The sequence below is a fragment of the Aeromonas sp. HMWF014 genome (assembly GCF_963878295.1).
In the GTDB taxonomy this organism is placed as follows: Bacteria; Pseudomonadota; Gammaproteobacteria; order Enterobacterales; family Aeromonadaceae; genus Aeromonas; species Aeromonas popoffii.
This window is the reverse complement of record NZ_CAWNYS010000379.1, coordinates 1-2,280: the sequence shown is the minus strand read 5'-3', so window position 1 is coordinate 2,280 and position 2,280 is coordinate 1. Positions and strand designations below refer to the sequence as shown.

At 58.8% G+C, this 2,280-nt stretch carries 3 protein-coding genes; all 3 read left to right on the top strand.

Annotated elements, in window-relative coordinates:
- Positions 1 to 679: sugar phosphate nucleotidyltransferase (locus AAC083_RS23190; RefSeq protein WP_258224714.1), on the top strand; the 679-nt coding region annotated here is incomplete at its 5' end.
- A 113-nt stretch (positions 680 to 792) separates the two neighbouring features.
- Complete coding sequence (locus AAC083_RS23185; RefSeq protein ID WP_258224713.1) at positions 793 to 936, top strand: hypothetical protein; 144 nt, start codon at positions 793 to 795, stop codon at positions 934 to 936.
- A 389-nt stretch (positions 937 to 1,325) separates the two neighbouring features.
- Positions 1,326 to 2,280: cache domain-containing protein (locus tag AAC083_RS15500; protein ID WP_181364772.1), on the top strand; the 955-nt coding region annotated here is incomplete at its 3' end.

Here is a 2,280-nt window from a genome sequence, read left to right as displayed (position 1 = left end):
GGCCATGCCGGGCAAGGCCGATACGGCGCTGGCCTCCATGGGGGTCTACGTCTTCGAGGCAGAGTATCTCTATCAGCTGCTGGAAGAGGATCTGGCCAACCAGGCCTCACACCACGATTTTGGCATGGACGTGATCCCGCGGGTGGTCAAGGAGGGCACTGCCTACGCCCATCCGTTCAGCATGTCCTGTGTCGGCTGCTGCCCGCAAAAGCGCCCCTACTGGCGCGATGTGGGGACGGTGGACTCCTTCTGGGAGGCCAACATGGATCTCGCCTCCGTGACGCCCGAGCTCGACATCTATGATCAGGAGTGGCCCATCTGGACCAGCCAGAGCATGACGCCCCCCGCCAAATTCGTGCAGGACAGAAATGGCCAGCATGGCATGACCATCAACTCCATGTTCTCCGGCGGCACCATCGTCAGCGGCTCCTTCATCGTGAGCTCTGTGCTGTTCAACCATGTGCGGGTCGACTCCTTCTGTACCCTGGATCAGGCCGTGATCTTCCCCGGTGTAGAGATAGGGCCCGGCTGCCGTTTGCGCCGGGTGGTCGTTGACAAAGGCTGCAAACTGCCGGAAGGCTTGGTGGTGGGGGAAAACGCCTGCGAAGATGCCCGTCGCTTCCACCGCTCCGAGCAAGGCATAGTGCTGGTCACCAAGGAGATGTTGGCCAAGCTGTGAGCCCCAGCACCTGACGCAAAAAAGGAGCCGCCGGCTCCTTTTTACATTTACTTACCGCTAGCCCCGTACCTGGCAGGCACGCCGATGAGGCTGCCCACTCCCCGCGCCAGCGCATGAACCACAATCAGCACAATGAGCTTGCCGACCCCATCCAGCGGCTGGCCATCGCCATGGAACCAGCAACCTATATACGCCCCCTGGGCCACCAGGCAGCCTGGTTGCTCCAGCCATCAAGAAGACCACTGAGTAGCCCCTGATCGGCTCACAGAGTGAGGCTAAATATCCCCGTGAGCATCAGAAAGGTAAGAGAGCCACCGTGGACGAGAGACTTGTTGTGTTGAAACCAGCGAGTGATGGGCTGAAGCACCTTGCCCATGCATGCTGACTTGAAGAGGATGGTGGTGCCCAGCTCACCACCACCTCAGAGGGCTCCATTCAAGCCTCACCGATGTAGGTAACAATGCCCCTGAACAACCAAAGAGGCCGACAGCCATGTCGGCCTCTTTCTTGTCAGCACACCCCGCCTTTCATCGCATCCAAATATCGCCACGCGCTGCTGCCAGCATCCCGCACAACGCAATTGACTTATCTATCTATAATCATCATCTGGGTCGCATATGTGACCTTATTTATCAAGGAGAGAGATATGGAGAGGGCGATACACCGTTTTACACTGCACTCACTCTGGTCAGGGCTCGGGATCCGCACCCGGATCCTCTCCGGGGTGGCCATTCTGATGATCATCGCCATCAGTTGCATCACCCTGATCCTGGAGCAGATCTCCCACAATCAGGCACAGCAGCGGGTCGAACGCTACGAGCTGCCAAGCAGTGTGGACCGGATCGCCAACCAGCTGACCGCCCAGCTGATCCAGCATCTGACCGAAGCGCAGGCGCTGGCCAACAACCGCTTTGTTATCGACTGGCTGACCGCCGGTATGCCAGAGCAAGAGTGGCCCGCCATAGAGCGCTACTTTCAGGATCTTCAGCAGCGCATCGGTGGCAATGTCTTTATCGCGCCACGCCAGAGCAGTACCCTGATTAACTTCAGTGGCAGTACCACAGCCCAAAAACAGTTGAGCGAGTCAGACCCGAAAGATGAGTGGTTCTACGGTTTTCTCAAACGGGGCAAACCGTACGAGTTGAACCTCGATATCTCGGATTTCGACCAGAGCGCCTCCCTCTATATCAACACAGCCGTGACCGCAGCAGGCAAGACCCTGGCGGTGGCGGGCACCTCCATTGACATGAGCGCCCTGAGCAAGCTCATCAGCGGCTACCGGATTGGCAAGAGCGGTCAAGTCTATCTGGCCGATATGGAGGGCAATATCGAGATCCACCCCGAGCAGGAGCAACAAGGCTCCGCCCACCATCAGCAATCCTTCCTCGACACCGTCAAACGGCTCATCCCCAACGCCCGGGAGCAAGTGGCGGTGGAAGCGCTGACGCTGGAGGGGCAGACCTACCTCATTGCGGTACGTTACATCCCCACCCTCAACCGTCTACTGATTGGCGAGATCAACGGTGCCGAACTGGAAGAGGGGCAGCTCGCCTCCCGCAAACTGATCATCATGGTGTCACTGGCCATCGGCGGGCTGGCGA